The following is a 25771-nucleotide window of genomic DNA, read 5'->3' on the forward strand; positions in this document are numbered from 1 at the left end:
CGCGGCGTTTCATTCGCCGGCAAGCCGGCTCCTGCACCCAACCGCAAGAGCCGGCTTGCCGCGCTGCCCTAGAGGATGTTGCTGCTATCGAGCGGCTCGATCTGCGCCCAGTGGGAAGTGTCTTCCCGGTGGGTTTGCAGGTACGGCAGCACCGCCGCCAGCAGCGGCGCCTTGAAGGCTTCCTGGAACCGGTGGGCCAGCCCCGGAATCAACTTCAACTGGCTGCCCTGGATCTGCGCCGCCAGGTGCACGCCGTGCATCACCGGCAATAACGGGTCGGCGGTGCCATGCACCACCAGGGTCGGCACCCGCAGTTGCTTGAGCAATGCCACCCGGCTCGGCTCGGCAAGAATCGCCATGATCTGGCGCTTGACCCCTTCCGGGTTGAACGCCCGGTCATAGGCCACCGCCGCCTGTTGCAACAGGACCTGGCGGTCATCGCTGACCTTCGGGCTGCCCAGGGCCGCCAGCAGGTCGGCCTGCTGCTCCAGCGCCGCTTCCCGGCTTGGTGCGTTGCGCCGCGAGAGCAGTTGCACCAGCGCCGCGTTCGGCGCCGGCAAACCTTCGGCCCCGGAACTGGTCATGATCAGCGTCAGGCTCTCGACCCGCCGCGGTTCCATGGCTGCCAGGTGCTGGGCGATCATCCCGCCCATGCTCGCCCCCAGCACGTGGAATTGCTCGATATGCAGGGCGTCCATCAGGCCCAGGGCGTCATCGGCCATGTCGGTCAGGGTGTAGGGCGCCGCCACCGGCAGGCCCAGCTTGTAGCGCAGCACTTCGAAGGTCAGATTGGCGCTGGCCGGGGCCTGGCGCCAAGTGGACAGGCCAACATCGCGATTGTCGTAGCGGATCACCCGAAACCCTTGCTGACACAGGGCCACCACCACCTCATCCGGCCAGTGGATCAGTTGCCCGCCCAGGCCCATGACCAGCAGCAACGCCGGGTCGGAGGTGCGCCCAATGCTCTGGTAGGCCAGGCTCACCTGCGGCAGGTCGACCCGTTGGGTCGGGACATTGACATCGCAGCGCGCGGCCGCAAAACACAGCGGGCCGAGCAACAGCCCGGCCAAGAGTAGAACAGTCGAAAGAAATCGTACCCGCATGAAAAACACCGAAACGCAGAACCCCAGTGGAGCGCGAGTCTGATGAACCTGGATGATTCGCGCTGCCACAGTTGCGTGACAATTTGATGAAGATTGCCCCAGCGGTACTTTTTCCGCGGCTAGGGTCGGCGCTTGCCCCTGGCACTCGGTGCACAACACACAGGCGTTGTCGCCCGTATCGGCAAAGATGCTCGCGAATCGATGAACGCGGGATGGTCGACAGGCCCGTCAACATGAGACAAACTCAACCTTTTCGCTTTAACCACAAAATTCACTCATGGAGATCCTGGTGCTCGAAATCCGTCACCTGAAGACCCTGCACGCCTTGCGCGAAGCCGACAGCCTGGTGGAAGCCGCTGAACGCCTGCACCTGACCCAGTCCGCCTTGTCCCATCAGTTCAAGGAGCTGGAAGAGCGCCTGGGCATGCCGCTGTTCGTGCGCAAGACCAAGCCGGTGCGTTTCACCAGCGCCGGCCTGCGCCTGCTGCAACTGGCGGATGCGACCCTGCCCCTGCTGCGCGGCGCCGAACGCGACATTTCGCGACTGGCCGGCGGCACTGCCGGGCGCCTGCACATGGCCATCGAATGCCACAGCTGCTTCCAGTGGCTGATGCCGACCATCGATCAGTTCCGCGACGCCTGGCCGGAAGTGGAGCTGGACCTGGCCTCCGGCTTCTCGTTCGCTCCGTTGCCAGCCCTGGCCCGGGGCGACCTGGACCTGGTGGTGACCTCCGACCCGCTGGAGCTGGCGGGTATCACCTACGTGCCGCTGTTCACCTACGAAGCCATGCTCGCGGTCGCCAACCAGCATCCGCTGGCAAGCAAGCCATACGTAGTCCCGGAAGACCTGCTGAGCGAAACCCTGATCACCTACCCGGTGGAACGCGACCGCCTGGACATCTTCACCCGCTTCCTGGAGCCGGCGGACATCGAACCGGCCCAGGTACGGACTTCGGAGCTGACGGTGATGATGATGCAATTGGTGGCCAGCGGCCGGGGCGTGTGTGGGATGCCTCACTGGGCTCTGCACGAGTACAGCTCACGGGGTTATGTGAAGGCCAAGCGGCTCGGGGAAAAGGGCCTGTTCGCCACCCTGTACGCGGCGATTCGCGCCGACATGCTGGATGCGCCCTACATGCGCGACTTTTTGCTCACGGCCAAGGACACCTCGTTCTCGACCCTGGACGGTGTCAGCGCCGTACGCTGACCCCAAGCAGGCTTGCCCAGGAGCCGGCTTGCCAGCGAACCGGGGTCAACCTTCGACCGGCAATCGGCGCCACATGTGGATCTTGTCGAAATAGTCCTCGCCCACCCGCACTGCCTGGGGTTCCAGGCCGAACTGGACGAAACCGCAGCGCTGGTACAGGGCCAGCGCCGCTTCATTGCCGGCCGTCACGGTCAACTGGATCAGGCGCAGCCCTTCGTATTCAGCCGCCTCGGCCAGCAGCCCCTGGACCAGGCGGTAGCCCAGCCCGCTGTTGCGCTGCGTGCCGGTGACATAGAGGCCGAACAGGGTCGCCTTGTGCCTGGCCTTCTCCCGCAGCTCGAAGGCCAGGCCGACGATCCCCAGCAACCGCCCTTCGGAAAACGCCCCCAGCAACAGGTCGAGCTCGCCGTCCAGGCGTGCGGCCCACCAGGCCAGAGGCAGTTTTTCCCGCTCTTTGACGCTGGAGGTGAAGGCCTGGGGATGGCGCTCATAGGCCTCGAGCATCAAGGCCCGGTATTGCTCCACATCGTCAGGGGTCAGGCGCTGGATCTGCATGCTCAGTCGAGGGTCTTGTGTCCGGTAATGAATGAAGCGCATTTTATCTTGCCGCCCTGCACTTCATAAATGGCCACGGTTTCCAGGGTGCCGCTGCCGTCGGCGAAGGTGCGGCTGATCAGTTCGTGATCGACCACCACGTTGCCCATGACCGTACGCTGGATCAGCCGGGCATGCAGGTTGGGTTCCTGGAAACGCACCACGGCCCGAGCTCGTATTTCCTCGTGCCCCCTGGCCAGCAAGGTGGCCGGATGTTCGTATTGCCGGGCATCTAAGGCATAAGTCGCCAGCCAGGCCTCCAGATCCTTGCGGTTGTAGGCCTGCAGTTGTGCTTCTACCACCGCTTGCGGGCTTGGAAAATCACTCATGCTGGCGCTCCTCGATCAGTTGACGCGACGCTGTTCGAACATCAGGCGCACGGCCAGCCCCGCCAGCACAAAGCCCATGAAATAACGCTGCACCGAGAGCCAGGTGGGGTTGCTGGCAAACCAGGAGGCGATACCGGCGGCAAACAGGGCGATCAGCAGGTTCACCGAGAAACTCACGCTGATCTGGGTCAGGCCCAGGATGATGCTCTGGGAGAACACCGAACCGTGCTCGGGGTGGATGAACTGCGGAAAGATCGACAGGTAGAACACCGCGATCTTGGGGTTCAGGGCGCTGGTCAGAAAACCCATGGTCACCAGCTTGCGCGGCGAATCCGCCGGCAGCTGCTGGGCTTCGAAGGGCGAGCGCGCGCCAGGCTTGAGGGCCTGCCAGGCCAGCCACAGCAGGTACAGGGCGCCGGCCCACTTGAGCACCTCATAGGCCATGGGCACCGCCATGAACACCGCGGTCAGGCCCAGCGCGGCGGCGAACAGGTGGACGAAGAACCCCGCCACCACCCCCAATAACGACGTCACCCCAGCCTTGCGCCCCTGGCAGATCGAACGGGAAATCAGGTAGATCATGTTCGGCCCCGGGGTCAGCACCATCAGCAGGGAAGCAGCGGCGAAGATCAGGTAGTCGTGGAGTGGAATCATGGCAATCCTTGGCAATGGGAGGGGGTCAGGCGTGGCCCGCTCGGGCCTTGCGATAAAACGGCAAGATCAGATCGCGTGTCAACGGCGCAAGGAACAAATCTCCATCGCCGGCCGGGTCGATCCAGCGTACTTCCTCGATCTCTGCCGCCGGGGTCACCGGGCCATGGATATGGACCAGGAACACCTCGGCTTCCACCACATGCCCCGGCTCGTTGGCCGCCGGTGCCGAGAACTGTTGCAGGTAACGGGCCTGGGCCGGGTCGATGCGCAATCCCAGTTCTTCTTCCAGCTCACGGGCCAGGGCGTGCACCGGCTGTTCACCGGCTTCGATCTTGCCACCGGGCTGCATGAAGGCCTGGGTGCCGCGCTTGCGCACCAGCAGGGTCTGGCCGTCGGCACCGATCAGCAGGGCAGCGGCGATACGAATGATGGAGGGTGCAGCAACGGACGACAGCGACATGGGAATCCGGGAGCCTTGAGAATGAGGGCGCAAGGATCACATGCGCGGCGGCGGCTCGTCATCCGCCGCCGGTATTTTTCGATGTGACCGCCACCCGATTTCAGGCCCTTGCCTGCTGTTCCTGGGGCAACTTGACGAACACGCTGTAGCGGGCGCCCTCCATGGTTTCAAAAGCGATCAGCTTGTCCACCAGCGGCAGGTTGAGCACCTTGCCGGCGTTGAGCAGCAGCATGCCGTTATCGGCATTCAGGTTGCGCGCCAGGATCATCCCCGCCGCCAGCTCCCGGGTACTCAGAACCTTCACCGAAGGGTCGCCCAGGGTCACGTCGCTGAGGTAGACCGCACACACCTGGATGAAACCTTCCACCAGGTCCGGGTCGTACAAGCGGCCGGCGTACTTGCGGATGAACACCAGGGCCTCGTCGCTGTTCATGTGCCGTTCCAGGATCAGCCCGCACTGCAACTCGATGAAGTCCACCGCCAGCTTGAGCAGCCGCGAGCCCAGGGGAATCGCGTCGCCCTTGAGGTGGTCGGGAAAACCGCTGCCGTCCCAGTGTTCCTGATGATGGCGGATCAGCCGCGCGGCGTCCTGCACCGGTTCCAGGGTCATCAGCAACGATTCGCTCTGCGCCGGATAGGCCCGATAACGCTCGCGCTGATGGTGATGCAGCAAATCCGCCGGGCTGGTCATCATGCTGTCGCTCCAGCTCAGCTTGCCGATGTTGTGCAACGCCGCGGCCATGGCCAGGTCACGCTGGGCGCCAGGGTCGATGCCCTGGACTTTGCAGTAGGCCCGCACCAGCTCGATGATCCGCCGGTTGGTCTGCTTGTCCGCGGGCAAGCGCTGGTTGACCAGCAGGGAAAACAGCTCGGCACCAGTGGCGTAGCTGTGCTTGAGCTCCTCATAGGCCAGGTCGAGCATGTCGGCGGTCTGCTGCAGCTCCGAGGTGCGTGCCGCCACGCGTTTTTCCAGCAGCGTGTTGAGCGCCTTGAGCTCGGCATTCTGCTGCTGGGCCAGATCCTGCAGGCGCAGGCGCTCGCGCTCGGAGTGCTGATGCTCAAGGGCCTGGCGCAGGGCCAGCAGCAATTCCTGGTCATCCCAGGGCTTGCTCAGGTAACGGTAGATCTCCCCTTCGTTGATGGCCTTGGCAATCAATTTCAGGTCCGGGTCGCCGGTCAGCAGGATGCGGGTGGTGCTCGGGTACTGCTGATGGATGCGCGCCAGCAGGGTCGGGCCATCCATCTGCGGCAGATGGGCGGCGCTGATCACCAGGTCCACCTCCCGGCTGGCCAGGAGCTGCAGGGCCTGGGTGGCATCGCGGGCGAAATGCAGCGTGTAGGGAAGCGGGCTGAGCAACTGCTGCAGGCGTTGCAGGATCACTTCCTGGCTATCGACCAGCAGAATCTCGGGTCGGCGTGTGACAGTGGCAACGTTTAGCTCACCCATGAGACACCTCGGGTCAACGTCGATGCACGTGTCCTTCATTGTTAGAGCTGGCAACGGTAATCCCTGTTGCCTGATTGAAGACTAGAAGAATTTCCAATCGAGATAGTGGCTTTTTAATACCATCGGTCCGCTGCGGCTGCGCCGCCAACCGCCTTCAGCGAGTGTTGCGCAGTGGCAACACTCGCCCTGCATGCCATCACTGGGCGGCTTTGGCGCCGGAACCGAAGGAAGCGAAACGCTTGTTGAAGCCGGCGATGCGGCCTTCGGACTGGGTCTTGCGCTGCTGGCCGGTGTACACCGGGTGCGAGGCGCTGGAAACATCCAGCGCCACATAGGGGTAAGTCTTGCCGTCGCTGTAGGTGTGGCTGCGATCGGTATCGACGGTGGAGCCGATGAGGAAGTACACGTCGGCAGCGGTATCGTGGAAAAGCACGGTGCGGTAGTCAGGATGGATACCGGGTTTCATGAGGCCTCCTGGGCATCTGGGTGAGCTGAATGCGTTATACAATAACATATCCAAATCACCCAAACGAGAACCGATTGCAATAAGGAAACTGTCGACAGTTCTATGCCGCTTCCTGAAAATCCATTTCCGGAGGCTGGCGGGAGAAACCGCGAGTGAGGAAACCCAGGTACACCAGGCCAATAACCAGCCAGCTCGCCCCCAGGTAGATCGCCAGGTGATCGAGGCTGGACATCAGCCACAGATCGGCCGCCAGACCGATGAGGGGGAAGATCAGGAACAGGATCAACTCCCGCAGGCCACGCTGCCGGCCCCCCACCCAGTAATGAAAGATCACCGACAGGTTGACCAGGCTGAAGGCCAGGAAGGCGCCGAAATTGATGAAGGACGTCGAGGTGGTGACATCCAGCTTCAATGCCAGCAACGCCACCACGGCGCACAGCAGGATGCTGTTGACCGGGGTACCGAAACGCCCGTGCAGGCTGCCGAAAAAGCGCTTGGGCAAGACGTCGTCGCGGCCCATGGCGAACAGCAGTCGCGAGCCGCTGGCCTGGGCCGAAAGCCCCGAGGCGAACTGACCGACAATCAGCCCGATCAGGAAGATCGAGACGAACAGGTCGCCGCCGATATTGCGCGCAATCTCGTAGGCCGCCGAATCCACATCGGCGAACTCGAAGGACGGATGGGCAACCTGGACGAAGTAGGACACCGCGACAAAGATCAGCCCGCCCACCAGGGTGATCAGCATGATCGCCCGGGGAATGGTCCGCCGTGGGTCGCGGGTTTCCTCGGTCAGGGTGCTGACCGCGTCAAAGCCCAGGAACGAATAACAGGCGATTGCCGCCCCGCTCATGATCAGCGGCAGGTGCATCTGCCCGTTGAAGAACGGTGCCAGGGTGAACAGCGGCCGCCCGGCCTCGCCACCAAGGTAGTGGATGCACAGGCCGACAAAGGCGATCAGCACCAGGAACTGCACCAGCATCAGCAGGCCGTTGATGCCGTTGGCCAGTTTCAGGCCAACGATATTGATCGCGCTGGTCACCCCGATGAAAGCCAGCACCCAGACCCACTGCGGTACACCGGGAAACGCCGAATGCAGGTAAGCGGCGCCGATCAGCCAGATGGCCATGGGCAGGAACAGGTAATCCAGCAGCACCGCCCAGCCGGCGATGAAACCCAGCTTGGGGCTGATGGCCTTGCGCACATAGCTGTAGGCCGAGCCGGCCACGGGAAACGCCGCGGCCATGCGCCCGTAGCTCATGGCGGTGAAGAACATCGCCACCAGCGCCGCCAGATAGGCTGCCGGCACCATGCCAGCGGTGGATTGGGCGAGGATGCCAAAGGTGCCGAGGACAATGATCGGCGTCATGTAAGCGATACCGAACAGCACTACCGCGCCCAATGAAAGGGTGCGTTGCAAGCGAGCCATGAGCGAGTACTCCGCAATTATTAGATTTATGGCAGGACTGAAATGAGTGCAGCAGGGGGTCTTTCTTATGGGATTGGCCGTCCGCGGACGGCCCTTTCAGCGGATCGGAATCAGCAGTTCACGCACGCCATCGCCGTGTTCGAGCACCTCGCCCGCAAGCTTCAGGCGCTGGTCTTCGAGGTAGCGGTAGGCCTGGCGCGCCACCTGCAGTTGCTTGAGATCCAGCTCGACCTTGAACTGACCTTCCTCGCGCCCGGCTTCGAACAGCAGGCTGCCCAGGGGGTCCACCAGGGCGCTGCCGCCGGCGAACAGCAGGCCACCATCGCCTTCTTCCACTCGGTTGACCATTAGCGCGAACGCCTGGTTTTCCTGGGCCCGGGCCATGATCGCGGTACGGTGGGTGGGCCCGTAGGGGTCCATGTTGCCGTTGGTCACGATCAGCAGTTCGGCGCCCAGTTGCGCCAGGGCCCGGGCGCTTTCGGGGAACTCGATGTCGTAGCAGATCAGCAGGCCGACCCGCACACCGTTCCACAGGCAGGTGGCGTAGCGGTCACCGGGGGTGAACACACCGCGGTCGGACGCCCACAGGTGGGTCTTGCGATAACGCAGGGCGATGCCCTCGGGGGTAATCAGCAAAGTGGTGTTATAGAATCGGCCGTCGTCGTTTTCGGCCATGCCGATCACCACCGCGATATTGTGCGCCCGGGCGGCCTGGATCACGGCCTGCACGGTGGGGCCATCCAGCGGCTCGGCCACGGCGGCCACGGTCTCGGCGCTGGGGAAACCCATCAGGTGGGTTTCTGGAAACACGATCAACCGGGTATCGGCGGCGCAGGCGGCAATGGCCGCCAGGGCCCGTTCCAGGTTGTAAGCTGTGGCGTTATCACGGCCCGCCAACTGGGCCAGTTCAACCTTCATGGGTATTCCTTGTTCTTTGGCTGTGCCGCAGTATGCGCAGCAGCAACCGGCCCGCAAATCACGCAGCCGGGGTAACCCGATAGGGGTAGATGCATGACATTGTCGCTGGATGACATCGCCTGGCACCGCTCGGTGGGGCAGATGATCGAAGCCCTGGACCAGGCCAGTTTCTGGCCCCAGCTGGTGCGCCTGCTGGAGCAGTACGTGAGTTTCGACAGCTGGGTGGCGCTGCTGTTTTGCAGTGAGCGCAAACCCCTGGTGTTCGCCGAATGCCCGGGGGAGGACGGCAGCCCCGACCAGTTGTTCCAGGACTACCTCAACGGCCTGTACCTGCTCGACCCCTTCTACGTTGCCAGCCGCGAACAATCGCGCAGCGGCCTGTTGCGCCTGGCGGAGGTGGCCCCGGAACACTTCCAGCTGACCGAGTACTACCAACGCTACTTTCGTCTGAATGTGGTGGCCGATGAGATCCAGTTCAATTGCCAGCTGGCGGACGGCCGCACCCTGTGCCTGTCCCTGGGTTCGCGACAACGCTTCGCCCCACCCCAGATCGCCCTGCTGTCACTGATCGAGCCTTGGGTGGTGGCCTTGCTGCGCCAGCGCCTGCCCCACGAAAGCATTGAGCAAGACAACCCAGCGCAATTGCATCCAATGCCCGATTGGCGCAGCCAGCTGGACCACTCCATGCAACAACTGCGGGGCGCACAACTCACCGCCCGGGAGCTGGATGTGGGGCGCCTGATGCTCAGCGGTTGCTCCAACAAGGAGATCGCTCGTAAGCTGGAAATCTCCGCCGAAACCGTGAAAGTTCATAAAAAGCACATCTACAGCAAGCTGGGCATCAAATCCCAGTCCGAGCTGTTTTCGATTTTTCTCCAGGCGCAAAGCGCCTGATACCCCTTCAGGGCCGCCCCGGCAGCCCCACACAACAATAAGATCTTGTGCACCCATAAGAATGAGTACTGATAAACGACCTTAATGAGTCCGAACCAAGGAAACCGTATGAGCCTGTCCCTTCTGAGCCGCTACGCCTTCTTTGCCGCCTGTGTGATTTTCACCCTCGCCAGCCTGCCCTTTCTCGAACACGACTGGCTCTGGCCATTCGCCCTGGTCACCGGCCTGCTGAGCCTGCTGGGGATCTTCGACCTGCTGCAAAGCCCGCACGCGGTGCGGCGCAATTACCCGATCCTGGGCAATATCCGCTACCTGGTGGAAGGCATCCGCCCGGAGATCCGCCAGTACCTGCTGGAATCCGACAGCGACGCCCTGCCCTTTTCCCGCGCCCAACGCTCCCTGGTGTACTCCCGGGCCAAGAACGAAAGCGCCGACAAACCCTTCGGCACCCTGATCGATGTCTACCAGTCGGGCTTCGAATTCATCGGCCACTCCATGCGCCCGGCGCCCCTGAGTGATCCCAACAGCTTTCGCGTGACCGTCGGCGGCCCGCAATGCACCCAGCCCTACTCGGCCTCGGTGTTCAACATCTCGGCCATGAGCTTCGGCTCCCTCAGCGCCAACGCCATCCGCGCCCTGAACCAGGGTGCCAAGCTCGGCAACTTCGCCCACGACACCGGTGAAGGCAGCATCAGCCCCTACCACCGCGAACACGGCGGCGACCTGACCTGGGAACTGGGCAGCGGCTACTTCGGCTGCCGCACCAGCGACGGCCGTTTCGACCCGGAGCGCTTCGCCGTGCAGGCGCAGAACCCCCAAGTGCGGATGATCGAGATCAAGATGAGCCAGGGCGCCAAGCCTGGCCACGGCGGCATCCTGCCCAAGCACAAGGTGACCCAGGAAATCGCCGACACCCGGGGCATCCGCATGGGCGAGGACTGCATTTCACCGTCGAGCCACAGCGCCTTTTCCACCCCGATCGAGATGATGCATTTCATCCAGCAACTGCGTGAGCTGTCCGGCGGCAAGCCGGTGGGCTTCAAGTTCTGCCTGGGCCACCCCTGGGAGTTCATGGGCATCGCCAAGGCCATGCTGGAAACCGGCATCCTGCCGGACTTCATCGTGGTGGACGGCAAGGAAGGCGGCACCGGCGCGGCCCCCGTGGAGTTCACCGACCACATCGGCGCACCGATGCGCGAGGGCCTGCTGTTCGTCCACAACACCCTGGTGGGCCTGAACCTGCGGGACAAGATCAAGCTCGGCGCCAGTGGCAAGATCGTCAGCGCCTTCGACATCGCCAGCGTGCTGGCCATCGGTGCCGACTGGGCCAACTCGGCCCGGGGCTTCATGTTCGCCATCGGCTGCATCCAGTCCCAGAGCTGCCATACCAACAAGTGCCCCACCGGCGTCGCCACCCAGGACAACCTGCGCCAGCGCGCCCTGGTGGTGCCGGACAAGGCCCAGCGGGTATTCAGCTTCCACCGCAACACCCTCAAGGCCCTGGCGGAAATGCTCGCTGCCGCCGGCCTGCAACACCCTTCGCAACTGGAAGCCAAGCACCTGGTGCGACGCATGTCGGCCACCGAGATCAAGCTGTTCTCCCAGTTGCACGTGTTCCTCAAGCCCGGCGAGCTGCTCACCGGCGAGGTCAACGGCGAGTTCTACTCGCGCATGTGGCAACTGGCCCGGGCCGACAGCTTCGAACCCAACACCGAAGCCGCCGCTTAAGCCCCATTGCCCAGTGCTCCCCGGTTGCCGGGGAGCGCGGGGCATCACCCAAGGAAGATTGCAATGCTCAAGGTCATCGCTGAAGATTTCATCCAGGCCGAACACCTGGACACCGTGCGCCCGTGGTACGCCGAACTGGTGGAAAAAACCCGCCAGGAACCGCTGTGCATCGCCTACGATCTGTTCGTCGATCAGAAAGACCCCGGGCACTTCATCTTCGTCGAACAGTGGCCGGACCAAGCGGCCCTCGACACCCACTGCCAGACCGAGCACTTCACCCGCCTGGTGCCGCAGATCAATGCTTTTCAGCGCCGCGAATGCCGCGTGCTGTTGATGAACGAGTTCTAGAAAACCCGACCCAGACCTTGCTTGACCGGACCACCGAAAGCAGACCCGAACCCCACTGACCTTTCGGAGACCCGCCATGCCCTTGCTGTCATTCGAACAACTGTCCCGCCAACTGCCAGCGCCCTGGCAATCCACGCTGGTGGGCCAGGTCGGCCCGGCCCGCATCAAGGTGCTGCGCATGGACGGCCAGCCCTACCCGGAAGAAACCCACGACTTCAACGAAGGCCTGTTGGTGACCCAGGGCTGCCTGCATCTGGGCATTGGCCAGGCCGTGGTGGAAGTGGCGACGGGCCAGATGTACCTGGTGGAGGCCGGCCAGGCCCATAGCGTGCTGCCCGGCAGCCACGGCACCCTGGTGATCATCGACGTCTAGCCTGTCTCGCATCGACTCAATCGCGGTAACCACCTGCCCAAGGTCGGTCCGACCAGAGGGCCCATGCACGGAGAAGCCCATGCCTCGTCGTCTGTTTGCAGTGATCGCTTTACTGATGTCCTTCAACAGCGCCTTTGCCGGCGAACGCTGGCAGAGCCTGCCGCCCACACCGGCCCCGGTGGCCGGGGCGCAAGCCGGTTATGCCGAAGTCAACGGCATCCGCCTGTATTACAGCAAGCTCGGCCACGGCTCACCGGTGGTGCTGCTGCATGGCGGCCTGGGTAATGCCGACTATTGGGGGCTGCAGGCCAAGGCCCTGGCCGCCCGGCACACGGTGATCAGCGTCGACAGCCGCGGCCACGGGCGCAGCACCCGGGACGCCCGGCCCTACGGCTACGACCTGATGGCCGACGACGTGATCGCCCTGCTGGACCAGCTGAAGATCCCCCGCGCCGATTTCGTCGGCTGGAGCGACGGCGCGATCCTCGGCCTGGACCTGGCCATGCGTTACCCGCAGCGGGTCGGCAAGGTCTTCGCCTACGCCGCCAACACCCAGACCTCAGGGGTCAAGGAAGGCGTGGAGAACAACCCGACCTTCGCCGCCTACATCGAGCGCGCCGGCCAGGAGTACACCCGCCTGTCACCCACGCCCAAGGAGTACCCGGCCTTTGTCGAGCAGATCGGCCACATGTGGGCCAGCCAGCCGAACTGGAGCGACGCCGACCTGGCGAAGATCAAGACGCCGGTACTGATCGTCGATGGCGACCACGATGAAGCCATCAAGCGCGAGCACACCGAATACATGGCCCAGGCGATTCCCGGCGCCGGGCTGCTGATCCTGCCCAACGTCAGCCACTTCGCCTTCCTCCAGGACCCGGGCCTGTTCAATGCAGCCCTGGAACATTTCCTCGACGAAAAATAGCCCCGGCCATCGCCATGGATGCCCCTCTTTCCAGGGACGTCCACGGCAGGCAATATGCATAAACGCATATTATTATTGCATTGACGCATCAATCCTCTAAGGTTGTTTGCAGACCCGGTCAACGCAGGCCATCGAGGCTGGCCCAGCGCAGCGTCATGTCCCGGGTCCGGCTACGCGCAGTAGTCCGACACGCAACGACCACACCAGCCGGAGGCTGGATTTCATTCATGGAGGATGAACATGTTAAGTAGCAACCTGACCCCAGGCGACGCTCCCCAGGCTCTGCCCCAGTGCCTGGCCGGCAGCCTGCTCGACCCGCAACTGAGCGAAGTCGATCCACACACCGAAGCTGCGCCCCAGGCCGCTGCCCGGCTCAACTTCAGCGTGCAGCAGCAAACCCAGAGCAACTGGTGCTGGGCAGCATTGTCCGCATCGGTAGGCAACTACTACGGCACCGGTTCCTGGACCCAGTGCGGAGTGGCCAACGCCGAACTGGGCCGCAACTCCTGCTGCAGCCAGCCCGGGCCGTGCAACGTCTACGGCTACCTGGATTCGGCCCTGCGCACCACCCGCTGCTACGGCGGCATGCGTGAGGACCGGATGCAGATGCCGGCCATCGACAACCAGCTCGGCATGGGCCGCCCCGTGGGCCTGCGCTGTGCCTGGTACGGCGGCGGTGCGCATTTCCTGACGATCTACGGCAGCGATGGCGGCTACATCCTGGTGGCGGATTCGATCTACGGTTACTCGACCCGCGCCCTGAACAGTTTCCCCGGTTCCTACAACGGCGGCGGCAACTGGACCCACACCTACTTCACCCGAAAAAACTAGGAGGCGACATGCAACTGACTTACCCCAAGGCGCCTGTCGATGGCGTCCAGCACCTGCGCTCGGCCCTTCAGGCGGCCCTGCAGACCCAGGGTTTTGGTATCAACCGCGGGTTTGCCAAGGCCAGTGCCCGTAACCTGAATCTGTCCCAGGCCTTTCGCGGCTACGCCCTGAGCCTGGAGGACCTGGCCCAGGGCAAGGGGCTGGCCGAGGCCAAGGCCGGTGACTGGCATTACCTGGTGTTCGATGCCGGAATGTCGATTGCCGATGCGCAGTTGACCGAGGTGGCCGGCAAGGTCGGCTTCTCTGCGCTGAACCATGGCAGCCTGGCGGCGTCCGCCGTCAACGCCCTGGACCTGGCGGAACAGGCGCCGCAACTGCAGGGAAAAAGCTATGAACTGCGCCTGCTGTTCATCTCGGCGCTGCAGGTCACGGCGATCTGGCTGCATGGGCCCGGCGAAGAGGTGCTGATTCCCATCGAGCCGACACCCAAGACCCTGGCCGCCCATCAGCTCCACAGCGAAACGGCGTTGCTCGCCCTGCTGGCGCCGGCGGCGCTGCAGGCCAAGGCCATCTTCGACGCCGATACCAGCGGCACCCTGGGCGGTTGATCCGGGCAAAAAAAATCCGGCGGCCTTTGCAGGTCGCCGGATTTCTGCTCTCAGCGTTTCAGTCCGGGATGCTCAAGCCAGCCGCATCACCCAAGCGCAGGTCAGGACGCCGACCGCGCCGAACCTTGCTGGACATTGGTCGGTTGCAGCTTGAACAGATAGAACAGCACCGTCAGCAGCACCAGGAACGCCGGGCCGACATAGAGCGCCACACGGGTATCCGGGAAGTAGGCCATCAGCCCCACCACCAGTACCAGGAAGGCCAGGGCCAGGTAGGAACTGATCGGGTACAGCCACATGCGGTACTTCAGGCCGGCACGTTCTGCCGGGCTCAGGCCCTTGCGGAACTTGAGCTGGGCCAGAAGGATCATCACCCAGGTCCAGATCGCACCGAAGGTGGCGATGGAGGTCACCCAGACGAACACTTTTTCCGGCACCAGATAGTTCAGCAGCACGCCCAGCAGCAGGGCGAAGATCGACAGCAGCAACGCGCGACGCGGCACGCCGTTGTTCGAGGTCTTGGCGAAGCCGGCCGGGGCCTGGCCGTTCTGCGCCAGGCTGTAGAGCATGCGCCCGGTGCTGAAGATGCCGCCGTTGCAGGAGGACAGCGCGGCGGTGATCACCACGAAGTTGATGATGCCGGCGGCGGTCTTGATACCCAGGCGCTCGAAGGTCATCACGAAGGGGCTGCCCTGGGTGCCAATCTCGTTCCACGGGTAGATCGACAGGATCACGAACAGCGCGCCCACGTAGAACAGCAGGATGCGCCAGAACACCGAGCCGATGGCGTTGGGAATGGTCTTTTGCGGGTTGCGCGCTTCACCGGCGGTGAGGCCGATCATCTCTACGCCCAGGTAGGCGAACATCACCATCTGCAGGGACATCAGCACGCCGGTCACGCCATTGGGCATGAAGCCGCCGTGGGTCCACAGGTTGGAGATGCCCAGGGCCACGCCGTCATTGCCGAAACCGAAGGCGATGATGCCGATGCCGCCGACCACCATGGCGATGATGGTGACGATCTTGATCAGGGCGAACCAGAACTCGAACTCACCGAAGGCCTTGACCGCGATCAGGTTGATCGAGCCCATGCTCACCAGGGCCGCCAGGGCCCAGATCCAGCGCGGCACATCGGGGAACCAAATCCCCATGTACACCGCCACTGCGGTGATTTCCGCAACACAGGTCACCAGCCACAGGAACCAGTAGTTCCAGCCGGTGAGAAAGCCCGCCAGGGGGCCCAGGTAGTCTTGTGCGTAACGGCTGAAGGAACCTGCGACCGGGTTATGCACCGCCATCTCGCCGAGGGCGCGCATGATCACCAGGATCGCCAGGCCGCCAATGATGTAGGACAGCATGATGGCCGGGCCGGCCATTTCGATGGCCTTGGCCGAGCCGAGGAACAGGCCGACACCGATACAGGCGCCGAGGGCCATCAAGCGAATATGCCGTTCGCCGAGTTCGCGTTTCAGCGGGCCGCCCTGCGCGGTCTCGCCGTGGGGCAGTTGGTTGCCAACTGGCATAGAGATACAACCTCATTTTGTTATTGGATATGAACCACCGAGCCTTCGAAGCACCAGCGGATAGCCGAAGCTTGCTCGACCGCACCGGCCTTGTGGGACGGAGCGTCTGGTAGGACAAGACCTGCCAGATCAGCGGGGTGCGCAGTATAAAAAGCTCCCGACAGGGCTTTTCACTCTATAAGTTGCAATATTCAGAGAGAAATCTCGGCAAATACCGCTTTCACGGAGAAGCATTACCTGCTTTTTGCCCTGAAACCTCACTCGGAAAGGGCCGGGAGTATTGCACAGGCCTGGTGCATCGTCATGCCCCTACCTAGGGCGTATTTACCTGGGAAAAGGCTCTACCCTGTGGCGAGGGAGCTTGCTCCCTCGCCACAGAAGCGGGGCCGGGTCGTTTTCACATTTTCTTCACCGACGCCCACCACCGACTAAGCTTCAGGCAAGTCCGATCAATCTGCGTGAATGGATCAATCGACTATGGGCGCTCTGTGGCAGACCGATTCGCATAAGAACGCAGTGCCAAGCCACAGCGAGGACGAAACGCCTTTACCGAAACGCCGCAAATCCCGCCGTTATGCCTGGCGCCTGTTCTGGCTGTTGCTGCTGATCGCCCTGATTGCCCTTGGCTTTGCCGCTGCCCGGGAGATGCGCACCTCGAAACTCCAGGCCCGGGAATTCAGCCGGCTGGCCGCTGACCTGAGCTACTCCCTGGAGCCCGGCCCCAGTGATGCCGTGCTCTACCCCGGTGCCGGGCCGTTCGACCGGCGCCTGGGCTACAGCGCCCTGGGGGAGTTCCTGCCACGCTTGCTCAAGCGCGGTTACCTGATCGACGCCCAGACGCGTTTCTCCCCGGCACTGATGGACTACAGCAAAAGCGGATTTTTCGTGCCCTACACCGAAAAGATCCAGGCTGGCCTGTCCATTACCGACTGCCGCGCCGCGCCCCTGTACCGGTTCAATTACCCGCAACAGCTGTATGAGAGCTTTGCCAGCATTCCGCCGCTGGTGGTGCACAGCCTGCTGTTCATCGAGAACCGCTATCTGCTGGCCCCCAAGCCGGCAGAGGCCAATCCGGCGGTGGACTGGCCGCGCTTTGCCAAGGCCGCCTGGTCGCAGATCGCCCGGCTCTTGCACCTGCCGGGGCAGAGCGCCGGGGGTAGCACCCTGGCCACCCAGTTGGAAAAATACCGCCATTCGCCGGATGGCCTGACGGTATCCGGGGGCGAGAAGATCCGGCAGATGGTTTCCGCCAGCGTGCGGGCCTATCAGGACGGCCCACAGACCCTGGAGGCCCGCAAACGCATCGTGCGTGACTACCTCAACAGCGTGCCGCTGTCCGCGGTGCCCGGCCACGGCGAAGTGCACGGTATGGCCGAGGGGCTGCGGGTCTGGTATGGCGCTGACTTCGACAAGGTCAACCAGGTGCTCGGCAGCACCGCCATGGACTCGAAAAGCCTCGCCGCACGAGGGCTGGCCCTGCGCCAAGTGCTGTCGCTGATGATTGCCCAGCGCCGTCCCTCCCATTACCTGGCCAAGGGTCGCGCAGAACTGGCGGAACTGACGGACAGCCATATCCGCCTGCTGGCGCAGAACAACGTCATCGACCCGGCGCTGAGTAGCGCCGCCCTGGCCAGCCAGGTGACCTACCGCGACTGGCAGCAGCAGCCGACCATTCAGCCGATCGAGACCAACAAGGGCATCAGCGTCGCCCGCAGCCGACTCGCCGCCCTGCTCAACCGGCCGCTGTATGACCTGGACCGCCTCGACCTCTCGGCCACCAGCACCTTGCAGAGCGACCTGCAGCGCCAGGCCACCGAGTACCTCAAGCACCTTGCGGACCCGGCCTTTGCCGCGCAGATTGGTGTGCTCGGCGAGCGCCTGCTGACCCCCACCAGCACCACCCAGGTGCGCTACAGCTTCACCCTGCTCGAACTGACCCCCGACGGCTCGCGGGTGCGGGTGCAGACCGACAGTACCGACCAGCCTTTCGACATCAACGAAGGCAGCAAGCTGGAACTGGGCTCCACCGCCAAGCTGCGGGTGCTGACCACCTACCTGCAGATCATTTCCGAGCTGCACGACAAGTACGCCACGCAAACACCCGCGCAGTTGAAAAAGATCCCGGTGAACGAGCAGGACCGCCTGAGCCGCTGGGCCCTCGACTACCTGATGCAGAACAGCGACCGCAGCCTGCCGAAGATGCTCGACGCCGCGCTGGACCGCACCTACTCCGCCAGCCCCGGCGAGGCCTTCTTCACCGGTGGCGGGGTGCATCACTTCCACAACTTTCGCAACGAAGACAACGGTCGTAGCCCGACCCTGCGCGATGCCCTGCGCGAATCCATCAACCTGCCGTTCATCCGCCTGATGCGCGACCTGGTGCGCTACAGCACTTATGGCGGCGACAGCAGCAGCGCCGAATTGCTCAAGGACGACCAGAACCCGCGGCGCCAGGAATACCTGGCACGCTTTGCCGACCGTGAGGGCACCTCGTTCCTGCTGCGTTTCTGGAAGAAGTACCGCAACAAGGACACCCAGTCGCGCCTGGAAACCTTCCTCGACAGCATGCACCCCACGGCAATCCGCCTCGCCGCCGTGCACCGCTACCTGCTGCCGGACGCCAGCCAGGAAAGCTTCAACCGCTTCGTCCGGGCCCACATGAAGAGCGCCAAGGTCAGCGAGAAGCTCACCGACGAGCGCCTGGACAAGCTCTACGCCAGCTACGGCCCCGGCGCCTATGACCTGCCGGACCAGGGCTACATCGCCAAGGTCCACCCCCTGGACCTCTGGCTGCTGGGCTACCTGATGAACAACCCGGAGGCGAACTTCACCCAGATCGTCAAGGCCAGCGAATTCGAGCGCCAGGAGGTCTACAGCTGGCTGTTCAAGAGCCGCCATCGCAGTGCCCGCGACAGCCGTATCCGCACCATGCTGGAGATCGAGGCCTTCCTCGATATCCACCAGCGCTGGCAGAGCGTCGGCTATCCGTTCGACCACCTGGTACCGTCCCTGGCCACTGCTATCGGCAGCTCCGGCGACCGCCCCGCGGCGTTGGCGGAACTGGTGGGCACCATCCTCAACGACGGCGTGCGCCTGCCAACCTTGCGCATCGACAGCCTGCACTTCGCCGCCGGCACGCCCTATGAAACCCGCCTGCTCAACGACCCGGACAAGGGCAAGCGGGTGATGCCCTCGGAGGTGGCCACGGCGCTGCGCGGGGCCTTGTCGCAGGTGGTGGATGCCGGCACCGCGAAACGGGTGTCCGGCAGCTTCAAGCTGGCTGATGGCACGCCATTGGCCATGGGCGGCAAGACCGGTACCGGCGACAACCGCATCGAAGCCATTGGCGCCGGCGGGCGGGTGTTGAGCTCCAAATCCATCAACCGCACCGCAACCTTCGTGTTCTACATCGGTGACCACCATTTCGGCACCCTTACCGCCTACGTGCCGGGGGCCTCGGCCCAGGCTTTCAAGTTCACCTCGGCCTTGCCGGTGCAGGTGCTCAAGGGCATGGCGCCGATCCTCATGCCCTACCTGCAACCGGGCAGTGGCACCCAATGCCTGGGCAACGTGGCGCAACGCTGAATCGCGACAGGCAGCCCCCTCTCTCTCCGACAAACGGCAGCTTTGCCGCAGGCAGAAGTGCTTGCGTCATTCTTAAGATATATCTTAAGTTATGTCTAAATCGAAACGGAGAAAGAGAAAATGAGAGAGCACCACCACCCTCCCCATCGCGAGCACGGGGACAGCCATGAGATCTTCGAACGCCGCCCGGGCCGCGAACGCGGCGGCCGCGGGCCCCGGGTATTCGCCCCCGGCGACCTGAAACTGCTGCTGTTGGCGCTGATCGCCGAGCAGCCCTGCCACGGCTACGACCTGATCCGCCAGATCGAAAGCATGTTCGACGGCGCCTACAGCCCCAGCCCCGGGGTGATCTACCCGACCCTGACCTTTCTCGAAGAAAGCGAAATGATCCAGGGCGATGCCGAAGGCGGCAAAAAGCGCTACAGCGTGACCGACGCCGGACGTCTTTCCCTGCAGGAGCAGGCCATCGCCCTGGACGGCGTGCGCATGCGCATCGAGGTCAGCAAGCGTTCCCTGCGCGGACATGATCGCCCCGCTGAAATCCACGAGGCGGTGCACAACCTGCGCCACGCCCTGCAAATGCACCATGGCCGCTGGAGCCCCGAAGAAATCCTTCGGGTGCGCGACCTGCTGAACAACACCGCCAAGGCCATTGTCGATGGTCCTGTGAGCCACCCCGCCCCGGAGAAAAGCCAATGACTGCCAGCCCAGAACTGACCATCCATCGGGTCATGCACGAGATCAAGCGCCGCCGCCTGGAGGTGCTGCGCGTGGTCGACCTGACCCCGCGCATGCGCCGCATCACCCTGGGCGGCCCTGAGCTGGCCGGGTTCATCAGCCTGGGCAGCGACGACCATGTGAAGCTGCTGTTCCCGCAGAACGCCGAACAGCAAGCCGCCCTGGAAACCCTGGTACTGGGCCCGGGCAAGGACAGCGGCCCGATGCCCGCCATGCGCGACTACACCCCGCGCCGCTACGACCTGGAGTTGGGCGAGCTGGACATCGACTTCGTGCTCCACGGCGACGGCCCCGCCTCCACCTGGGCCGAACAGGCCGCACCGGGCCAGTTCCTGCACATCGGCGGGCCACGGGGCTCGATGGTGGTGCCGGATATCTTCGACAGCTACCTGCTGATCGGCGATGAAACCGCTCTGCCGGCCATTGCCCGGCGCCTGGAAGAACTGCCGGCCGGGCGCCAGGTGCTGGCGGTGATCGAGGTGCAGAACGCCGCCGAACGCCAGGCTCTGGACAGCGCCGCCCAGGTGCAGGTGATCTGGGTTGAACGGGACGCAGGCGAGCAGGACCTGATCAGCACAGTGCGCCAGTTGCAGGTGCCGCAAGGCAAGCTGTATGCCTGGGTAGCCACCGAGAGCAAGGTGTCGCGCCAGGTGCGTCGAGTGCTGCTGGATGAGCACCAGCTCAACGACGAATTCGTCAAGGCCGCCGGTTACTGGCGCCTGGACAGCAGCGAAGAAGAATAATCGCGCATCAGGGTAGGAACTGGCTTACCAGCGAAGACGGTCCCAAGGGCCCCTTCGCTGGCAAGCCGGCTCCTACGGGACCCGGGACCGGAGTTTACCCAGCCAGCGGTCCAGCCCCAGCAGCAGCAGGGATACCAGGACGAACCCCGCCAATATCCCGAGGGCATTGAGCAGCACCCGGGGGTAGCCCAGCCTGTCCACGGAGATGAAGGGATAGGGGTACAGCCCAAGCAAGTGCCCACGCAGCAACAGGTAGGCGAAATACACAATCGGGTAGAGCGTCCACCACCCGATGTGCCTCATCCGCAGCCCGCCCTTGGGCACGCAACACCACCAATAGACCAGGAACAGCAGCGGCATCACGTCATGCAGCAACTCGTCCGCCAGCCATTGCCAACCCTGGGGATGCCAGAGGTGGCGCAACAGCAGGCTGTAGGCCAGCCCCACCAGCAGAATGCTCGCCGCCACGGCGCCGCTGACCCAGGGCTGGAGCATGAACGCCTGCCCCTTGGAAACCCGCAGGTTGAGGGCGCAGGTCAGCACGCTGGCCACCAGGGTATTGCTGAGCACGGTGAAGAAACTGAAGAAGTTCACCAGCCCGCCCAGCAGGCTGGCGCCACTGTCCCAGCGCAACAGCAGGATCAGGTACAGCTGGACGGTCAGCCCGAACCAGCCAAGGATCGCCGCCACGGCAATCAGGCCACGCCGAGTGCACAGCCCCGGCAGCGAGAAGCCAGCCATAGGGCTCCTTAAAGCGGGCGCTTGGTGCGTTGCAACTTCACATAGAGTTTCTCGACCTTCTCCCTCGCCCAGGGTGTCTTGCGCAGGAAGGTCAGGCTCGACTTGATGCTCGGGTCGCTCTTGAAGCAGCGGATATCAATGCGTTCGGCCAGCCCCGACCACTCGTAGTGTTCCACCAGCGCCTTGAGGATCTGTTCCAGGGTCACGCCATGCAGCGGGTCGGTGTGGGTGTCGGTCATGCCAGGCCTTTGCGGGAAGAAAATGAGGAAAGCCGCGCACCTTAGCCGAGGGATTGGCCCCGCGCCAGCACGCTTGAGTAACTGTAGTCGCAGCCCGCCACCGAGGCGATCGGGCATGAACGGCGAAAAGTTCCTGGCTTTTCGAAATAAAAGAGATGTTATATTGTATCAATCAATAACAACTCACCCGTATTTTGGGCACCCCCGTGTCCCGCCTGCTCACTGACTCAAAGCGCCTAGCGCTCTGTTCGCCAAGGAATGACCGATGTCCCGCTCAACTCCCCGCCCTTCTCGCTCCCTGCTCTGGCGCCTGTCGCCACTGTCCGCCGCGCTGCTGATCGCCTCCCAGGCCCATGCCGTGGAATTGCCCCAGCAGGTCATCACCGCCAACCCCCTGGGCAGCACCGAACTGGCCGCCCCAAGCACTGTGCTGGAAGGCGACCAACTGACCCTGGAACAAAAAGGCAGCCTCGGTGAAACCCTGAACAAACAGCCGGGCGTGTCTTCATCCTACTTCGGGCCGGGGGCCAGCCGGCCGATCATTCGCGGCCTGGATGGCGACCGGATTCGCATTCTGCAGAACGGCGTCGGGGCCCTCGACGCCTCGTCGCTGTCCTACGACCATGCGGTGCCCCTGGACCCGGTTAACGTCGAGCGCATCGAGATCGTCCGCGGCCCGGCGGCCCTGCTGTACGGCGGTAACGCCATTGGCGGGGTGGTCAACAGCTTCGACAATCGGATTCCCACCGAGGCCATCGAGGGCATCCACGGGGCAGGCGAGTTGCGCTACGGCGGCGCCGACACCACCCGCAGCAGCGCCGGCAAGCTGGAAGCCGGCGATGGCACCTTTGCCCTGCACCTGGATGCCAACTCGCGGCAGTTCAATGACCTGAAGATTCCCGGCTACGCCCGCAGTCGTCACGCTGCGGCCAGTGAAGACGGGGATGGCAAGAAAGGCCGCCTGGGCAACAGCGACGGTCGCCAGGACGGCGGTGCCATCGGCGGTTCCTACACCTGGGACGACGGCTATGCCGGCCTGTCCTACAGCAACTACGACTCCAACTACGGCTCCCCCGCCGAAGAAGACGTGCGCATCCGCATGAAGCAGGACCACTACGCCTTCGCTTCGGAACTGCGCAACCTCCAGGGCCCGTTCAGCTCGCTCAAGTTCAACGCCGGCTACACCGACTACGAACACCGCGAGATCGAGGGCGGCGAAACCGGCACCACCTTCAAGAACAAGGGCTACGAGGCCCGTGTCGAGGCCCGGCACCAGCCGCTGGGCCCGCTCGAAGGGGTGATCGGTGCACAGGTCAACCGCAACGAATTCTCCGCCCTGGGCGAAGAAGCCTTCGTGCCACAGACCGATACCAACAGCGGCGCGCTGTTCATCCTCGAAGAACTGCAAGCCACCGAACGCCTGCGGCTAAGCCTCGGCGGGCGCCTGGAACACACCACCGTGGACCCGGACAGCAAGGGCAACGCACGCTTCGCCCAGGCCGACAAGTCCAGCAGCTTCACCGCCGGCAGCCTGTCCTCGGGGGCGGTCTACACCCTGACCCCGGTCTGGTCCCTGGCCGCGACCCTGGGCTACACCGAGCGCGCCCCGACCTTCTACGAGCTGTATGCCAACGGCGCCCACGTCGCCACCGGCACCTATGAAGTGGGCAGCGCCAAGCTATCGAAGGAAAAAGCCGTGTCCAGCGACCTGGCCCTACGCTTCGACAACGGCATCCACAAAGGCAGCGTCGGCGTGTTCTACAGCCACTTCTCCAACTACATCGGCCTGCTGGGCACAGGGCGCACCCTCAACGATGAAGGCGAAGAAGATGCGACAGGCATCCCGGAATACGCCTACAGCGGAGTGCGGGCACGCTTCAGTGGGATCGAGGCCCAGGATCGCTGGACCCTGGGGGAAAACGCCTACGGCAAGTTCGCCCTGGAACTGTCCGGCGACTACACCCGGGCCAAGAACCTGGATAACGGCCAGGACCTGCCCCGCATCGCTCCATTGCGCCTGAACAGTGGCCTGCTGTGGGAACTGGACCGCTGGCAAGCACGCCTGGATGTACAACATGCCGCCAGCCAGGGCCGGGTGCCGGACAACGAAAGCGGCACCGATGGCTACACCACCTTTGGCGCCAGTGCCGGTTATCGCTTCGATATCGGACATAGCCAGTGGCTGGCCTTCGTCAAGGGCGAGAACCTGACCAACCAGACCGTGCGCTATGCCAGCTCGATCCTGCGGGATATCGCGCCGGCCGCGGGGCGCAGTGTGGAAGTGGGGTTGCGTACTACCTTTTAAGGCGCTGTTCGCTGGCAAGCCGGCTCCTACACGGCCCCGTAGGAGCCGGCTTGCCGGCCAAGGGTTTAGCGGTAACGCCGCGGGTCAGCCTCGATCAGGCTGGCCAGCTGTGTCAGGGCAAAGCGCAACTCGTCCTGGGTGGTGGGCGACATCAATACCACCCGCACACAACGGGAGCTGGCACCGCGTTCCACCTGGAACTGGCTGCCGCTCATCACCAGCACGCCATTGGCTCGGGCCAGGGTGGCGAACTCATCGCCCGTCCAGGGCTCCGGCAAGGTCAGCCACAGGTGATAGCTGTGGGGCTGGGTCCGGATCTCCAGGCCGGCAAACACGTCCCGGGCAATCGCCTGGCGCGCCGCCGCTTCGTTACGCTGGGTCTGCACCAGCTTGCGGTCCAACCCCTCGACAATCACATTGCTGGCCAATTGCGCGGTCAGCGGCGACGGCATCCACACGCTGCTACGGACCATGGAACTCAGCCGCGACAGCAGCTTCGGCGGGCTGTAGAGGTAACCCACGCGCAACGCCGGCATGATCGCCTTGGACAGGCTGGTGAGGTACACCGAACGCTGCGGCGCATAGCTCGCCAGCGGCTTGATCGACGGATCGGTGGCGAGAAAGCCGTAGATATCGTCGTCGATGATCAGGAAGTCGAACTCGTCGGCGATTGCCGCAATCTGCGCCCGACGCCTTGGCGACATGATCGCCGTGGTGGGGTTCTGGCAACTGGCGACGCACACCAGCAGCGCCGGTTTTTCTCGCAGGCACTGCTCACGCAGGGCCTCGGGGAGTATCCCCTCTTCATCCATGGCCACGCCCCGCAGGCGCCGCTCCAGGCCGTGGGCCACGGAGATGATGCCCGGGTAGCAGAGCGACTCGCAAAGCACCAGGTCGCCGGCGTTGCTCAGGGCGCTGATGGCCACCATCAGCCCGTGCTGGGCACCGGAGGTAATGACCACCTGCTGCCAGTTGGCCTCGGGCAAGGAATGCCGCAACCACTGCGCCCCGGCCTCGCGATGAGCCGGGTGGCCTCCATCGGGGGCGTAGTCCAGCGCCCGGCCGAAGTCACTGCTGCGGGCCATGCCCACCAGGGCGCCACGCAACCAGTACTCCAGGGTTTCGCTGTAGGGCTTGATGATCGACAGGTCCAGGGCTTCGGCCTGCCCCAGGGACAGGGACGGAGCGCTGGAACCTTCGGGCAACACCAGCGGCGGCTGCGCCAGCACGTAAGTGCCGCGGCCGACTTCGCCCTGCACCAACCCGCGCCGCTGAGCTTCGCTGTAGGCGCGGCTGATGGTGCCAGGGGTGACATTCAGGGTTACCGCCAGCTCGCGCAGGGTCGGCAAGCGGTCACCATCATTCAACAAACCGCTGCCGATATCCCGCGCCAGGGCGTCGGCGATGGACAGGTAGACCGGTTGATTGAACTCGCTTAACAGAGGAACCCACATGGAGGCTGATGACCATCGGCTGAGTTGAGGTGGACCGGAGCATATCACAGCCATGGATCGCCCCTTAACATCGACTCATTTGGAAAATTGATTCGATCTTCAAGCCAAACTGGCGACTCAAAAACGCTAAAAAGT

The 25771-nt window shown here is 63.8% G+C and carries 25 protein-coding genes; 12 read left to right on the forward strand and 13 right to left on the reverse strand.

Annotation, left to right across the window (positions count from 1 at the left end; translation table 11 throughout):
- Positions 1–68: 68 nt before the first annotated feature.
- Positions 69–1103: an alpha/beta fold hydrolase gene (locus BLS75_RS11070; RefSeq protein ID WP_015636833.1), complete on the reverse strand. Its 1035-nt coding sequence runs from the start codon at positions 1101–1103 to the stop codon at positions 69–71.
- Between the two features lie 289 nt (positions 1104–1392).
- Here BLS75_RS11070 and metR point away from each other — a divergent pair, with 289 nt between their 5' ends.
- Positions 1393–2310: a transcriptional regulator MetR gene (gene metR / locus BLS75_RS11075; RefSeq protein WP_011063144.1), complete on the forward strand. Its 918-nt coding sequence runs from the start codon at positions 1393–1395 to the stop codon at positions 2308–2310.
- Between the two features lie 45 nt (positions 2311–2355).
- Here the strand turns inward: metR and BLS75_RS11080 are convergent, their stop codons facing one another.
- From BLS75_RS11080 to BLS75_RS11115, 8 genes are all read right to left on the reverse strand, one after another.
- Positions 2356–2865, reverse strand: a complete 510-nt coding sequence (locus tag BLS75_RS11080) for a GNAT family N-acetyltransferase (protein WP_019093124.1) — start codon at positions 2863–2865, stop codon at positions 2356–2358.
- Between the two features lie 2 nt (positions 2866–2867).
- A complete protein-coding gene (locus BLS75_RS11085; RefSeq protein WP_072450848.1) occupies positions 2868–3233 on the reverse strand; it encodes a nuclear transport factor 2 family protein in 366 nt (121 codons plus the stop codon).
- 15 nt (positions 3234–3248) lie between these two features.
- Positions 3249–3887 (reverse strand): LysE family translocator, encoded by a 639-nt coding sequence (locus BLS75_RS11090; RefSeq protein ID WP_011063147.1) that lies wholly within the window; start codon positions 3885–3887, stop codon positions 3249–3251.
- 25 nt (positions 3888–3912) lie between these two features.
- Positions 3913–4347: an NUDIX hydrolase gene (locus tag BLS75_RS11095; protein WP_015636837.1), complete on the reverse strand. Its 435-nt coding sequence runs from the start codon at positions 4345–4347 to the stop codon at positions 3913–3915.
- Positions 4348–4447: 100 nt separating this feature from the next.
- Positions 4448–5794, reverse strand: coding sequence for a response regulator c-di-GMP phosphodiesterase, NosR family (locus tag BLS75_RS11100; RefSeq protein WP_015636838.1), 1347 nt, complete (start codon positions 5792–5794; stop codon positions 4448–4450).
- Positions 5795–5990: 196 nt separating this feature from the next.
- Positions 5991–6260 (reverse strand): type B 50S ribosomal protein L31, encoded by a 270-nt coding sequence (locus BLS75_RS11105; RefSeq protein ID WP_011063150.1) that lies wholly within the window; start codon positions 6258–6260, stop codon positions 5991–5993.
- Between the two features lie 100 nt (positions 6261–6360).
- A complete protein-coding gene (locus BLS75_RS11110) occupies positions 6361–7686 on the reverse strand; it encodes an APC family permease (protein ID WP_072450849.1) in 1326 nt (441 codons plus the stop codon).
- A 96-nt stretch (positions 7687–7782) separates the two neighbouring features.
- Positions 7783–8604, reverse strand: a complete 822-nt coding sequence (locus tag BLS75_RS11115; protein WP_072450850.1) for a carbon-nitrogen hydrolase family protein — start codon at positions 8602–8604, stop codon at positions 7783–7785.
- Between the two features lie 93 nt (positions 8605–8697).
- Between BLS75_RS11115 and BLS75_RS11120 the strand changes: the two genes are divergently transcribed.
- The 7 genes from BLS75_RS11120 (at position 8698) to BLS75_RS11150 (ending at position 14308) form a co-directional block, all read left to right on the forward strand.
- Positions 8698–9498 (forward strand): helix-turn-helix transcriptional regulator, encoded by an 801-nt coding sequence (locus tag BLS75_RS11120; RefSeq protein ID WP_011063153.1) that lies wholly within the window; start codon positions 8698–8700, stop codon positions 9496–9498.
- 108 nt (positions 9499–9606) lie between these two features.
- A complete protein-coding gene (locus BLS75_RS11125; protein ID WP_011063154.1) occupies positions 9607–11226 on the forward strand; it encodes an FMN-binding glutamate synthase family protein in 1620 nt (539 codons plus the stop codon).
- 63 nt (positions 11227–11289) lie between these two features.
- On the forward strand, positions 11290–11574 hold the full coding sequence (locus BLS75_RS11130; protein WP_011063155.1) for a putative quinol monooxygenase: 285 nt from the start codon (positions 11290–11292) through the stop codon (positions 11572–11574).
- A gap of 76 nt (positions 11575–11650) precedes the next feature.
- Entirely contained in the window at positions 11651–11947 is a 297-nt protein-coding gene (locus tag BLS75_RS11135) for a cupin domain-containing protein (RefSeq protein WP_011063156.1), read from the forward strand.
- A gap of 79 nt (positions 11948–12026) precedes the next feature.
- Positions 12027–12869, forward strand: coding sequence for an alpha/beta fold hydrolase (locus BLS75_RS11140; protein WP_015636843.1), 843 nt, complete (start codon positions 12027–12029; stop codon positions 12867–12869).
- Between the two features lie 240 nt (positions 12870–13109).
- On the forward strand, positions 13110–13700 hold the full coding sequence (locus BLS75_RS11145) for a papain-like cysteine protease family protein (protein WP_011063158.1): 591 nt from the start codon (positions 13110–13112) through the stop codon (positions 13698–13700).
- Between the two features lie 8 nt (positions 13701–13708).
- Positions 13709–14308: a hypothetical protein gene (locus BLS75_RS11150; RefSeq protein ID WP_072450851.1), complete on the forward strand. Its 600-nt coding sequence runs from the start codon at positions 13709–13711 to the stop codon at positions 14306–14308.
- Positions 14309–14409: 101 nt separating this feature from the next.
- Here BLS75_RS11150 and BLS75_RS11155 read toward each other — a convergent pair whose 3' ends face one another.
- The gene (locus BLS75_RS11155) at positions 14410–15831 is read right to left on the reverse strand and encodes an amino acid permease (RefSeq protein WP_015636846.1); all 1422 of its coding nucleotides are present in this window, start codon (positions 15829–15831) and stop codon (positions 14410–14412) included.
- A gap of 477 nt (positions 15832–16308) precedes the next feature.
- Here BLS75_RS11155 and BLS75_RS11160 point away from each other — a divergent pair, with 477 nt between their 5' ends.
- The 3 genes from BLS75_RS11160 (at position 16309) to BLS75_RS11170 (ending at position 20897) form a co-directional block, all read left to right on the forward strand.
- Positions 16309–19416: a transglycosylase domain-containing protein gene (locus BLS75_RS11160; RefSeq protein ID WP_072450852.1), complete on the forward strand. Its 3108-nt coding sequence runs from the start codon at positions 16309–16311 to the stop codon at positions 19414–19416.
- A 120-nt stretch (positions 19417–19536) separates the two neighbouring features.
- Positions 19537–20115: a PadR family transcriptional regulator gene (locus BLS75_RS11165; protein ID WP_011063161.1), complete on the forward strand. Its 579-nt coding sequence runs from the start codon at positions 19537–19539 to the stop codon at positions 20113–20115.
- Complete coding sequence (locus tag BLS75_RS11170; RefSeq protein ID WP_072450853.1) at positions 20112–20897, forward strand: siderophore-interacting protein; 786 nt, start codon at positions 20112–20114, stop codon at positions 20895–20897. The genes BLS75_RS11165 and BLS75_RS11170 overlap by 4 nt, the downstream gene beginning before the upstream one ends.
- Positions 20898–20969: 72 nt before the next feature.
- Here BLS75_RS11170 and BLS75_RS11175 read toward each other — a convergent pair whose 3' ends face one another.
- Positions 20970–21638, reverse strand: a complete 669-nt coding sequence (locus tag BLS75_RS11175) for a Pr6Pr family membrane protein (protein ID WP_072450854.1) — start codon at positions 21636–21638, stop codon at positions 20970–20972.
- Between the two features lie 8 nt (positions 21639–21646).
- Positions 21647–21877, reverse strand: coding sequence for a VF530 family protein (locus BLS75_RS11180; protein ID WP_019093117.1), 231 nt, complete (start codon positions 21875–21877; stop codon positions 21647–21649).
- 265 nt (positions 21878–22142) lie between these two features.
- Between BLS75_RS11180 and BLS75_RS11185 the strand changes: the two genes are divergently transcribed.
- Positions 22143–24182, forward strand: a complete 2040-nt coding sequence (locus tag BLS75_RS11185; RefSeq protein WP_072442625.1) for a TonB-dependent receptor — start codon at positions 22143–22145, stop codon at positions 24180–24182.
- Positions 24183–24247: 65 nt separating this feature from the next.
- Here BLS75_RS11185 and BLS75_RS11190 read toward each other — a convergent pair whose 3' ends face one another.
- A complete protein-coding gene (locus BLS75_RS11190; protein WP_072450855.1) occupies positions 24248–25636 on the reverse strand; it encodes an aminotransferase-like domain-containing protein in 1389 nt (462 codons plus the stop codon).
- Positions 25637–25771 lie beyond the last annotated feature (135 nt).

It is taken from the genome of Pseudomonas sp. NFPP12 (assembly GCF_900103205.1).
Classification (GTDB): domain Bacteria; phylum Pseudomonadota; class Gammaproteobacteria; order Pseudomonadales; family Pseudomonadaceae; genus Aquipseudomonas; species Aquipseudomonas protegens.